This is a genomic window from Mammaliicoccus sp. P-M59 (assembly GCF_022386135.1).
Classification (GTDB): domain Bacteria; phylum Bacillota; class Bacilli; order Staphylococcales; family Staphylococcaceae; genus Mammaliicoccus; species Mammaliicoccus sciuri_A.
The window spans coordinates 587,115-600,174 of the sequence record NZ_JAJNJJ010000001.1 but is presented as its reverse complement, the minus strand read 5'-3'; the positions used below and the strand labels follow the sequence as shown (position 1 = coordinate 600,174).

General features: G+C 32.2%; 10 protein-coding genes. All 10 read left to right on the top strand.

Features of this window, described 5'->3' with window-relative positions:
* The 10 genes from LQ617_RS02910 (at position 1) to LQ617_RS02865 (ending at position 13,056) form a co-directional block, all read left to right on the top strand.
* Positions 1–852, top strand: a complete 852-nt coding sequence (locus LQ617_RS02910) for an aminoglycoside 6-adenylyltransferase (RefSeq protein WP_037587803.1) — start codon at positions 1–3, stop codon at positions 850–852.
* 314 nt (positions 853–1,166) lie between these two features.
* Positions 1,167–1,610, top strand: a complete 444-nt coding sequence (locus tag LQ617_RS02905; RefSeq protein ID WP_051575383.1) for a hypothetical protein — start codon at positions 1,167–1,169, stop codon at positions 1,608–1,610.
* A gap of 190 nt (positions 1,611–1,800) precedes the next feature.
* Positions 1,801–2,145, top strand: coding sequence for a 30S ribosome-binding factor RbfA (rbfA, locus tag LQ617_RS02900; protein WP_037587805.1), 345 nt, complete (start codon positions 1,801–1,803; stop codon positions 2,143–2,145).
* A gap of 377 nt (positions 2,146–2,522) precedes the next feature.
* Complete coding sequence (gene truB, locus LQ617_RS02895) at positions 2,523–3,449, top strand: tRNA pseudouridine(55) synthase TruB (protein WP_239739475.1); 927 nt, start codon at positions 2,523–2,525, stop codon at positions 3,447–3,449.
* A gap of 12 nt (positions 3,450–3,461) precedes the next feature.
* Positions 3,462–4,418 carry a riboflavin biosynthesis protein RibF gene (ribF, locus tag LQ617_RS02890; protein ID WP_025905353.1) on the top strand — a complete coding sequence of 319 codons (957 nt, stop codon included), beginning with the start codon at positions 3,462–3,464 and terminating at the stop codon, positions 4,416–4,418.
* Positions 4,419–4,520: 102 nt separating this feature from the next.
* Entirely contained in the window at positions 4,521–4,790 is a 270-nt protein-coding gene (gene rpsO / locus LQ617_RS02885; RefSeq protein ID WP_025905354.1) for a 30S ribosomal protein S15, read from the top strand.
* Between the two features lie 120 nt (positions 4,791–4,910).
* The gene (gene pnp / locus LQ617_RS02880) at positions 4,911–7,025 is read left to right on the top strand and encodes a polyribonucleotide nucleotidyltransferase (protein ID WP_239739473.1); all 2,115 of its coding nucleotides are present in this window, start codon (positions 4,911–4,913) and stop codon (positions 7,023–7,025) included.
* A 492-nt stretch (positions 7,026–7,517) separates the two neighbouring features.
* Positions 7,518–8,738, top strand: a complete 1,221-nt coding sequence (locus tag LQ617_RS02875) for a M16 family metallopeptidase (RefSeq protein WP_239739471.1) — start codon at positions 7,518–7,520, stop codon at positions 8,736–8,738.
* Positions 8,739–8,881: 143 nt separating this feature from the next.
* Complete coding sequence (gene rnjB, locus LQ617_RS02870; RefSeq protein WP_025905357.1) at positions 8,882–10,555, top strand: ribonuclease J2; 1,674 nt, start codon at positions 8,882–8,884, stop codon at positions 10,553–10,555.
* Between the two features lie 209 nt (positions 10,556–10,764).
* Positions 10,765–13,056, top strand: coding sequence for a DNA translocase FtsK (locus tag LQ617_RS02865; protein WP_239739468.1), 2,292 nt, complete (start codon positions 10,765–10,767; stop codon positions 13,054–13,056).
* Positions 13,057–13,060: the final 4 nt, after the last annotated feature.

Here is a 13,060-nt window from a genome sequence, read left to right as displayed (position 1 = left end):
ATGAAAACAGAACGTGAGGTATTGGAAGAAATTTTTAATATTGCTTCGATTGAGGATGATATTAGAGCAGTTTGCATGAATGGGTCTAGGGTTAATAAATTTATTGAACCGGATGAATATCAAGATTTTGATATTGCATTTATCGTAAAGAATTATGAGTCGTTTATTCAACATTTATCATTTATTAAAAATTTTGGAGAGCCTATTATTTCTCAGTGTAATAGAGAGCGTTCTGATAGTGGTATAAAGGATCAATTATTTTATATGGTGTTGTTTGAAAAACACATGCGAGTAGATTTCAGATTTATACCAATTGAATGTATAGAAGCATATAGACATGAAGATTATTTACTGAAGGTATTAATTGATAAGGATCATTATTTTAGTGATCAAAGTGAACCAAGTGATAAAAAATATCATATTAAGAAACCTAACCAGAAGCGGTTTGATTTTGTTTGTAATGAATTTTGGTGGTTATCAACGTATGTTGTTAAAGGCATTAAAAGAGAAGAAATTTTTTATGCTATTGATCATTTAAATATGATGCGTGATTTACTTTTGACTATGTATGACTGGAAAGTCAGTAACAAATTTGAATGGCAAATCTCAACTGGAAAAAACCATAAATTATTAAAAAAATACATTTCTAAGTCTGAATGGAATAAATTGTTAGAATCATATCCACACGGTGAAGTTGATGATATAACAAATTCATTATTAAATATTACAGAACAATTTTATATTTTATCAGTTGAAGTAGCCAAAGATTTAAATATGGGTATTAACACTTTAGAAGCAAATAAGGTTATTAATTATATCCATAATCAAATAACTGGATTTACTGACATGTAAATGGGAAGTATACCTTAGCTGGAGATATACTTCCCATTTTTGGAAGATAAGCACTTTTATTGTTGAGTCGAGAATACGGATTCTCTTCAAGTATATAAATATACTTGATATATATAGCATAACTGTTTATTTAGAAAAGTGAAATTTGTGTTATGGATGATGACTTGTTATGTGACAGTTGATGACATTCATTAAAGTATGAATCGTTATTTTTAATGTATATTTACACTGCAATAAGGGAATAGGTAAGTAAATAGATTGGATGCAGTAAAGTTAATCATGAACTACAAATATGACGTATTGGAGTGGTTCTTATGCAAACAATGATTGTTTATTTTATCGGCTGCGTTATTGGATTTATCGTACATCGTATATTTCAAACTGAAAGTATGTGGATGAATGTCGCTCAGTTTTCAATATTTTTCGCATTTATGTATACATTTATTGGTAGATTTATGCCTTCTATTCGAAATTCACTTATTAAAATGGTTCCGAGTAGTATTCCAAATCCGAAAATGATTGTGTATGTAACGGGATGGTTAGAATTTGTCATTGCGATAAGTGTGTTTATTCCTAAAGTTAATTTTGTATTCAGTGTTATTGGTATTATTTTATGTTTTGTATTGTTCCCTGGTTATATGAAAGCACATGCTAAAAATATTACTATAGGTGGAAAAGTACCAATGAACATATATTTAAGAGCACTGTTGCAAATATTATTTATTATTTCATTTATTATCATCTTTAAGCATGCCTAAGATGGGATATGAAGTATTGATGGATAGTTTATGAATTCTTTTTTAACTTATTTTTCGATAATCTTTCATTTATTTTTCTAATGTAATTTAAACAAATAATTAATGGAGTGATTATCTTTTTAAGCATTCAAGCATGTGCTATAATGTACTAATGTATATAGAGAGATGAGAATGTTAAGAGGTGAAAGATATGAGTATTCGTTCTGAACGAGTAGGCGAACAAATGAAAAAAGAATTAATGGATATCATCAATAATAAACTTAAAGATCCAAGAGTTGGATTTTTAACAATTACAGATGTAGAACTTCCAGGAGACTTATCACACGCTACAGTTTATTTAACTGTATTAGGTACTGATAAAGAAAAAGAAGATACATTTAAAGGTTTAGAAAAAGCAAAAGGCTTTATTAAATCAGAATTAGGTAATCGTATGAAATTACGTATTTTACCAGAATTGCATTTTGAATATGATGAATCAATCGATTACGGTAATAAAATTGAACGCATGATTCAAGATTTAAATCGTAATGATTAATCCAAATTTGGAAAGACTGAGACACTATAAGATGTCTTAGTCTTTTTTTGATTAGAGAGGCTCTAACTACCATTATTCTGAATTGTGGTAATAAGAACGCTGTAACTACCATAATTCTGAATTGTGGTAATAAGAAGACTGTAACTACCATAATTTCGAATTGTGGTAATAAGAACGCTGTAACTACCATTATTCCGAATTGTGGAAATAAGAGAGCTGTAACTACCATTATTCTGAATTCTGGTAAATAGAGCGACGCCATCGTTAGGGACATTACTCAGAAATCTGTCCCCAACACAATCGCATTTTTTATGAAATTCAGTTATTTCTTCTTTTTATGAATATTTTCATGTAAAATTAAAAAGAATAGAAACATTATGGAGGTCGTAAATTTGGATGGCATTCTAGCAATTCATAAGGAAGTTGGTATGACAAGTCATGACGTCGTATTTAAACTTCGTAAAATTTTAAAAACAAAAAAAGTTGGCCATACTGGAACTTTGGATCCTGAGGTAAGTGGTGTACTACCGATTTGTGTTGGGAAAGCGACGCGTGTGAGTGATTATGTGATGGAAAGTGGCAAATCTTACAGAGCTGAAGTAACGATTGGTATGAGTACAACGACTGAAGACCAAACTGGTGAGATAGTTGATCAGAAGCGTGTTGATCAAAATTTATGGGGCAAAGATGAAATGATTGCGACTTTAAAACAATTAGAAGGTGACATAGAACAAATTCCACCTATGTATTCTGCTGTTAAAGTTAATGGTAAGAAATTATATGAATATGCTAGACAAAATATTGAAGTTGAACGTCCTGTAAGAAGGGTGCATATTAACAGTATTGATTTAATTTCTGATATTATTTATGAGAATGATACTTGTAAATTTGAAATTGAAGTTGAATGTGGCAAGGGTACATATATTAGAACGTTAGCAACTCAAATTGGTGCTTTACTAAATTATCCTGCACATATGTCTCATTTAATTAGATTGAAAAGTGGCGGATTTACTTTGAATCAGGCTATTAAATTAGATGACTTAAGAGAAATTGTTGAGCAAGATAAGTTACAAGATGTGATTCTTCCATTAGAATATGGATTGAATGGTTTAACGAAAATTACCGTACATGATAAAAATATCGTAACGCGTATTCAGAACGGACAAAAAATAGAAAAATCTTTAATAGATGAAAGTAAACATGATGGCGAATTTGTTGTTTGGTATGAAGACAAAGCGATTGCTATTATGGATACTTACGATAAAAATGAAACACTTTATAAACCGAAAAAAGTTTTTCTTTAAAGGAGTATATTGATGGAAGTTATAGAAATTACACACCCAATTAAATCTAAACAATTTGTAAATGAAAATATTGCTTTAGCTATCGGTTTTTTTGATGGCATACATTTAGGTCATCAACAAGTTCTTAAAAAAATGATTAAAGTAGCTAAAGATAAACATTTAAAAAAAGCTGTTATGACATTTGATCCACACCCTTCAGTTGTCTTAAATCCTGAAAAGAAAAGAACAACGTATTTAACACCTATTGCAGATAAAATTGAAGCAATTGAAAAGTTAGGAGTAGATTACTGTTTCGTCGTTAACTTTTCTTCTACATTTGCAGATGTGTCTGCAGATGATTTTATTGACCAATATTTTATTCAAAATCATGTAAAAGCTGTTATTGCTGGCTATGATTTCAGTTTCGGTAAATATGGAAAAGGAAATATGGCATCGTTACAAGAAAATGATTACCCATTTGATGTATTTGTTGTATCTAAGCAAACGTTACATGAGGATGAAAAAATCTCAACTACGAATATTAGAACATCACTTGAACTAGGAGAAATAGAAGCTTGTAATTTAGCTTTAGGACGTCCATATGTTATTAAAGGTATGGTTGTTCAAGGCGAAAAAAGAGGGCGTACGATTGGTTTTCCTACAGCTAATGTTGAACCAAGCGATGACTATGTATTACCTAGAAAAGGTGTTTACGCCGTAACATTATTAATTAAATCAAGAGATAAGTCATATAAAGGTGTGTGTAACGTTGGTGTGAAACCAACATTCCATGATCCATCTGTTTCTCAAATAAGTATTGAAGTTAATATCTTTGATTTTGAAGAAAGTATATATGGTGAACGTGTAGAAGTATATTGGCACCATTTTATTAGACCAGAACAAAAATTTGATGGCATAGATGCACTTGTTAATCAAATTAAGCAAGATAAAGAAGAAGCAAAAGCGTTATTATCACTTGAAAGAACATAAAGAGTTATGTATAATGATTTGAGTGCCTAATCCTTGGCTTATCGACACTCCGACGATCAGCTCAGGTTTACGGTGAATACAATTATAGGAGGGAAATTGACAATGGCAATTTCACAAGAAAGAAAAAACGAACTAATCGAACAATACCGCGTACATGAAACTGATACTGGTTCTCCAGAAGTACAAATCGCAGTTTTAACAGCAGAAATCACTGCTTTAAACGAACATTTACGTACTCACAAGAAAGACCATCATTCACGTCGTGGATTATTAAAAATGGTTGGTCGTCGTAAACATTTATTAACATATTTACGTGAAAATGATGTTCAACGTTACCGTGATTTAATTAAATCATTAGGATTACGTCGCTAATCGTAATTTCAATCGAAGGAAATCAATCAGATTTCTTTCGATTTTTTTATAAATAAATATAAAAAATATGTGTATAATGGTATGATATAAGAGATTAAGTGTATGAGAGGAGATTCATAAATGTCTCAAGAGAAGAAAGTCTTTAAGACAGAATGGGCAGGAAGTCCATTAATAATTGAAACAGGCCAATTAGCAAAACAAGCTAATGGTGCAGTATTAGTAAGATATGGGGATACAGTTGTATTATCAACAGCAACTGCATCAAAAGAACCTAGAAATGTAGACTTTTTCCCATTAATGGTTAACTATGAAGAAAAAATGTATGCTGCAGGAAAAATTCCTGGTGGCTTTAATAAACGTGAAGGTAGACCTGGTGAAGATGCTACTTTAACAAGTAGATTAATTGATAGACCAATTCGTCCATTATTCCCTAAAGGATACAGACATGATGTTCAAGTTATTTCTATCGTAATGAGTGTTGATCCAAACTGTTCACCAGAAATGGCAGCTATGATCGGTTCTTCAATGGCATTATCTGTTTCAGATATTCCGTTTGAAAGACCAATTGCAGGTGTAAACGTAGGATTAGTAGACGGCGAATTTGTTATCAACCCAGATGTTGAACAAAGAGAAGTCTCTTTATTGGATTTACAAGTAGCGGGTCATAAAGATGCGATTAACATGGTTGAAGCGGGTGCTAAAGAAGTAACTGAAGAAACAATGTTAAATGCTATTTTATTTGGTCATAAAGAAATTCAAAGATTAGTTGAATTCCAAGAAGCTATCATTGAAGATATTCAACCTGAAAAAGCTGAATTTATACCTGTTGAAATTGAAGCTTCATTTGAAGAAACAGTTCGTGCTAAAGCAGAAGCTTTAGATATTATTTCAGCAATCAGAACTGAAGAAAAACAACAAAGAGATATTAATATTTCTGCAGTTAAAGAAGAAATTCTAAATGACTTTACTAACGAAGAAGATCCAGATAACGAAGAAGTTCTTAAAGATGTAAGTAAAATATTAGATGCACTTGTAAAAGAAGAAGTGCGTCGTTTAATTACTGAAGATAAAGTGAGACCAGATGGACGTAATCCTGAAGAAATCAGACCATTGTCTTCTGAAGTTGGATTATTACCTAGAGCTCATGGTTCAGGTTTATTTACACGTGGACAAACTCAAGCATTTTCAGTTGCGACTTTAGGTGCATTAGGTGAACATCAAATCATTGATGGTCTAGGTACAGAAGAACAAAAACGTTACATGCATCACTATAATTTCCCTAACTTCTCAGTTGGTGAAACAGGACCAGTGAGAGCACCAGGACGTCGTGAAATTGGTCACGGTGCATTAGGTGAACGTGCATTACTACAAGTTATTCCTGATGAAAAAGAATTCCCTTATACAATAAGAGTTGTTTCAGAAGTACTTGAATCAAATGGTTCATCATCACAAGCTTCAATTTGTGGTTCAACTTTAGCTTTAATGGATGCAGGTGTGCCAATTAAAGCACCAGTTGCAGGTATCGCAATGGGCTTGATTACTAAAGATGATAACTACACAATTTTATCTGATATTCAAGGTATGGAAGATGCACTAGGTGATATGGACTTTAAAGTTGCAGGTACAGAAAAAGGTATCACTGCTATTCAAATGGACATCAAAATCGATGGTTTAAGTGAACAAATCTTAAAAGAAGCACTTGAGCAAGCAAGAATTGGTAGATTATATATCTTAAATCATATGCTTGAAACATTAAGAGAACCTAGAGAAGAACTTAGCCAATATGCACCTAAAATTGAAATTATGCATATTAAACCAGATAAAATTAGAGATGTTATTGGACCTGGTGGTAAGAAAATCAATGAAATCATTGATGAAACAGGTGTTAAATTAGATATCGAACAAGACGGTACAGTATTTATCGGATCTAAAGATAAAGAAATGATCGATCGTGCTAGACAAATTATTGAAGATATTACAAGAGAAGCTGAAGTCGGTGCAATTTATATGGCAACAGTTAAACGTATCGAAAAATTCGGTGCATTTGTTGAAATCTTCCCAGGTAAAGATGCCCTTGTTCATATTTCTCAATTCTCTAACGAAAGAGTTAACAAAGTTGAAGATGTAGCTAAAATTGGTGACCAATTCTTAGTAAAAGTAACTGAAATTGACCGTCAAGGACGCGTAAACGCATCACGCAAAGTGTTGTTAAACGAAGAAAAAGAACAAAAATAATAAAAGAAATGATTCAGATAGGGACATTGACAATCATTAAAATCTGAAATTTAAAGTGTCAACAAAGTCATAGATTTTGTTGGCATTTTTTATGAGTAAGTAGAACAAGAAGTTACATGATACTTGTCAGTAGTTTTATGAATAGGAGTACCGTTATTAGCAGTTCTGGCTAAAGGTGCAAATACTGATACCGTTATTAGCAGTTCTGGCTAAAGGTGCAAATACTGATACCGTTATTAGCAGTTTTGATACAAAGTGCAAATACTGCGATTATACATGTACATAATACTTCTCAATACTTATGACACAAAAGGTTTTAAATTAATGATTGCTTCATATAAAATACTTTTATAACCGATACGCCTGAGGGAATCGTACAAGTCGAAGACTACAGGCTGAGACTGTACCCTAGGCAAGAGAGGTTATGAAAGTATGTATGTCTACTAATAGAGGGACATTGACGTGTCCCTATTTATTTTGAGGTGAATAAATATGGCTGATTTACAACGACTGAATAATGGAACGACAGTGATTTTTGAAGAAGTTCCTAACAGTGAAACAATTAGTGTAGGTGTTTATGTCAATACTGGAACGGGTGATGAAGGTGATTATCCAGAAGGTATTGCTCATTTTATGGAACATATGTTGTTTAAAGGTAGTGAACACTATACGAGACAGCAATTATCAAATGAATTTGATAAAATTGGTGGCTATAACAATGCATATACGACAAAAATGTACACTTGTTATTTCTGTAAAACATTAAAAAGATTTGAACATAAAGCAATTGATTTACTTATAGATATGGTTAAAAATCCACTATTTCTTGAAGAAGAAATTGTTCGTGAGAAAAAAGTCATTTTAGAAGAAATTAAAATGATTGAAGATACACCAGAAGAATGGTTAATGGATAAATTGGAACATGAAATTTATAAAGACCAACCATTAGGACGAATGATTCTTGGTACGCCGGTTAGTGTCAATCAAATTGATAGAGATACATTAGTTGATTTCCATAAAAAATATTATCAAAGTAATCGTTTAATTGTTTCAGTTGCAGGTGCTTATAGCGAATCTATGAAAGAAACATTGCTTAAGCAATTATCTGATGGGGTAGAAATACCGCTTGATCAACAAGAACAAAGCATGAATTTTATTGAGAAGAAAGAAACTTACTATAAAAATGAACTAGAACAAACGCATTTTATGAGAAGTTATGACGCACCAAGTTATAATGACGAACACTATTATGCAACGAATATTTTGAACACAATTTTAGGCGAAACAATGAGCTCTAAATTGTTCCAAGTTCTAAGAGAAGAACATGGATTATGTTATAATGTTTACTCGGATTTCCAAAGTTTTCATAATGATGGCTTGCTGACAATTTATGTAGCAACTGATAAAGAAAATGTTGATGCATCAAGTGAACTTATTACGGAAGTGCTCGAGTCATTATTAAGTGACGGTATTACACAGAATGAATTAGACGATGCTAAAAGCCATATCATCACAAGCTTTTTAATGGCATCTGAATCTAACCAAAATAAAATGACGAGAAATGCACGTTCAATCATGTTTCATAATGAATTAATTACGAATGAGCAGTTCGAGCACGAGATTAATCAAATACAGTTAGCAGATATTAAATCAGCTACGAAAAGATTACTAGATGCACCTTATTCTGAGTTTATTTTGACAGAGAAATCATAAAGATATGACCTGATATAAAAATTATTGTCTTCCTTAATTTAAAATATGTATAAGACTGTTGTATGTGCTTGTATAATCGATTATATAAATGGTATGATTAAATAAATATATTATGGACGGGACTACATTTAGGAGGAACAATTTTGAGTTTAATTAAAAAGAAAAATGATAAAATTCGTATCATACCACTCGGTGGTGTAGGAGAAATTGCAAAAAACATGTATATCGTTGAAGTGGACGAAGAAATGTTCATGTTAGACGCTGGTTTAATGTTTCCAGAAGACGAAATGTTAGGTGTAGACGTTGTTATACCAGACATACAATATGTTATTGAGAATAAAGATAAACTTAAAGGTATCTTTTTATCACACGGACATGAAGATTCTATCGGTGCTGTAAGTTATATACTTGAAAAGCTTGATGCACCAGTATACGGATCAAGATTGACGATCGCATTAGTTAAAGATCATATGAAAGCAAGAAAAATCAATAAAAAAGTACGTTATTATACAGTAAATAAAGATTCTGTCATGAGATTTAAAAACGTTAACGTGACATTCTTTAATACAACACATTCTATCCCAGATAGTTTAGGTGTATGTATCCATACATCATATGGTGCAATCGTTTATACTGGAGAATTTAAATTCGACCAAAGTTTACAAGGTGCCTATGCACCAGATATCGCTAAGATGACTGAAATTGGGCAAAATGGCGTATTTGCGTTGATAAGTGATTCAACAGAAGCGGAAAAGCCTGGCTATAACGTTCCTGAAAATGTAATCGAAAGTCATATGGTTGATGAATTTGCAAAAGCAAGCGGACGCATTATCGTGTCTTGTTATGCATCTAACTTTATTCGTATTCAACAAGTGTTGAATGCGGCTAGTAAATTAAACCGTAAAGTTTCATTCTTAGGACGTTCTTTAGAAAGTTCTTTCAATGTTGCACGTAAATTAGGTTACTTTAATATTCCAGAAAATCTTTTAGTACCTGTGCATGACATTAGTAAATATCCTAAAAATGAATTAATTATTATTGCTACAGGTATGCAAGGTGAACCAATTGAAGCATTAGGCCAAATGGCTCAACAAAGACATCCTATTTTAAACATTTTAGAAGGCGATAATGTTTATATTTCTACAACAGCTTCTGCTAATATGGAAGTAATTATTGGTCAGACTTTAAATGAATTAGTTAAAGCTGGCGCACACATTATGCCTAATAACAAAAAAACACATGCATCTAGTCATGGTTGTATGGAAGAACTTAAAATGATGCTTAATTTAATGAAACCTGAATACTTTATTCCAGTACAAGGTGAATTTAAAATGCAAATCGCACACGCGAAATTAGCAGCTGAAACAGGCGTAGATCCTGAGAAAATTTTCTTACTAGAAAAAGGTGACGTTGTTAACTTTGATGGCGAAAAAATGATTGCTAATGAAAAAGTTACAGCTGGTAACGTATTAATTGACGGTATCGGTGTTGGAGACGTCGGTAATATTGTTTTAAGAGACAGACACTTATTAGCTGAAGATGGTATATTTATCGCTGTTGTAACTTTAGATCCTAAAAATAGAAAAATTGTTGGTGGACCTGAAATTCAATCACGTGGATTCGTTTATGTTAGAGAAAGTGAAGAATTATTAAACGACGCTTCAGAAAAAGTCCGTGAAATTGTTGAAGAAGGTTTACTTCAAAAGAAAATTGAATGGTCTGAAATGAAACAAAATATGCGTGATAAACTCGGTAAGTATCTTTATGAACAAACGAAACGTCGCCCGATGATTATTCCAATTATTTCAGAAATCTAATGAATTGTTTTATGGATGATTTTTAACAGTCAAGAGATGAGACTAAATTCTATATCAATATAATGGGTCTTTCCATCTCGGCAAATATGAACAAATAATGTGTCTTACACGCTATCTGTTCATTAACTGCCTACATACTATATGAGGCTGAGACATCTATTTATGTCCCAGCCTCTTTTTGCATTATAGATAAGGAGGCTATTTCAAAAATGGTACAAAAGAAGAAGCCAGCAACACGTAAAAGAAAAACAACACGTGGCAAGAAAAAGCAAAAAGATAATACACTAAAATACGTCATACAGATGATTGTGTTGTTTTTACTCGTGTTAGGTATTTTTCAATTAGGATTTATAGGTTTAATGATTGATAGCTTCTTTCATTTCTTATTTGGATTCTCAAAATATTTCACCTATATACTGATAGCGATTATTTCACTGTTAATAACAGTGAATGGTAAATTAAAATTCACAAGAAGAGTAAACGGATTGCTCGTCTTTCAAGTAGCATTGCTATTCATTATGCAGTTAGTATTATATTTCAAAGATCCATCGTTTAATACGTTTAAGACAACATTGAGTGAAACATATTCAAGTTTAGAACGAAATGCATTTTACTTTAACGGTGGTGGTTATATTGGTTATTATGCGTTTAATGTCATTAGCAAGCTTATTTCCGTCTTTGGATATAGTATAGTAACGATACTCGTTTTACTATCTAGTGTTATTTTAATCATGAAGAAAAGACATCGTGATATTACGAAATCAGCATTTGATATGGCGCAAAGTAAAACTAAATCAAAAATGACAAATCTTGAACAAAAAAGAGAAGAAAAAGCGAAAGCTAAACAACTAGAAAAAGAAAAGCGTCAAAAAGAGCAACCTAAAGACGTTTCACATTTAGAAGAAGTCGAACCAGTTCAAGAAATTTCTAAAAATGACCAACTACAAGCTAATGAAGAAATTCCAATCTTTGAATCACAAGAAAAGTTAGCTGCTAAGAGAGCGCAACAACCTAAACAAACCGTTCAACAAGATCATGATAATCATGAACCTGCAATGAATGAATCAACTATAGATGAGACTGAGAATTTAAATTATAAATTACCACCGATTACGATTTTAAACGATCCACCTAAATCTCAATCAGTTTCTAAAAAGACTGTTCAAGAAAAAGGGAAACTACTCGAAGCTACGTTAAGAAACTTTAATGTCGATGCGAAAGTGACTCAAATTAGGATTGGACCAGCTGTTACGCAATACGAAGTACAGCCAGCTCAAGGTGTGAAAGTAAATAAAATTGTTAATTTGAGTAATGATATTGCACTGAATTTAGCAGCAAAAGATATTAGAATTGAAGCGCCTATTCCAGGTAAGTCTGCAGTTGGGATTGAAGTACCTAACGAACATATTTCAATGGTAACGTTGAAAGAAGTACTGAATGAGGCAAAACCAACGTCTAATAAACTTGAAGTTGCTTTAGGAAGAGATATTTCAGGTGAACCGATTACTGCAGAATTAAACAAATTACCTCACTTACTCGTAGCAGGTGCTACAGGGAGTGGTAAATCAGTTTGTATTAATGGTATTATCACAAGTATATTAATGAATGCTAAACCACATGAAGTGAAATTAATGCTTATTGATCCTAAGATGGTTGAATTAAATGTGTATAACGGGATACCACATTTATTAACACCTGTTGTTACGAATCCTCAAAAGGCAAATCAAGCATTACAAAAAATTGTATCCGAAATGGAAAAAAGATACGACTTGTTCCAACACGTTGGTGCAAGAAATATTGAAGGATATAATCAATTCATTGAACGTACGAATCAAGAAATGGAAGAAAAACAAGCACAGTTACCTTATATAGTCGTCATTGTTGATGAACTTGCTGACTTAATGATGGTTGCTGGTAAAGATGTTGAATCATCCATTATGAGAATCGCACAACTTGCTCGTGCAGCAGGTATTCACTTAATTATTGCAACACAAAGACCATCTGTTGATGTCATCACAGGTAGTATTAAAGCTAATATACCTTCTAGAATTGCATTTGCAGTAAGTTCTGCAACAGATTCTAGAACAATTTTAGATAGTGGTGGTGCTGAAAAATTACTAGGTAGAGGTGATATGCTATTCTTATCTAGAGATTCTTCAAAACCAACAAGAATACAAGGTGCATTTCTTTCTGATGGTGAAGTTGAATCAGTTGTCCAACATGTTGTTGGAGAACAAACAGCGAACTATGTTAAAGAGATGGAACCTGACGAACCAACTGAAACAAATGAAATGGAAAGTGAAGATGCTTTATATAAAGAAGCATATTTATTTGTTGTAGAAGAACAAAAAGCAAGTGCGAGTTTATTACAAAGAAGATTTAGAATAGGTTATAATAGGGCATCTAGGTTAATGGATGATTTGGAAAGTAATGGTGTTATTGGTCCTCAATCAGGTAGTAAACCTAGACAAGTATTGGTTGATATTTATCAAGACGAATAGGGGG